We start from the raw sequence: 214 nt of genomic DNA on the forward strand, positions 1-214 counted from the left end.
GTCTTTTTGTTGTTGCTCACCGGTCGGGCACAAAGGCCTTGCCGAGCGATGCCGGCGTATTGATCAACGTCGTGCGTCGATTATGCGAGATGATGATGAGGACCACAACCGTCGCCGCGTAGGGCAGCATCGATAGGAACTGCGAGGGAATGCCTATACCGAAGGCTTGCGCATGCAACTGAAGGATCGTCACCGCGCCGAAGAGATAACCGCC

General features: G+C 57.0%; 1 pseudogene. It reads right to left on the reverse strand.

The features are described from left to right. Positions 1-16 precede the first annotated feature (16 nt). A pseudogene (locus tag AF337_RS15970) lies at positions 17-214 on the reverse strand (ABC transporter permease); the annotation flags it as partial.

The organism is Rhizobium ecuadorense, from assembly GCF_001187535.1.
GTDB classification, from domain to species: Bacteria; Pseudomonadota; Alphaproteobacteria; order Rhizobiales; family Rhizobiaceae; genus Rhizobium; species Rhizobium ecuadorense.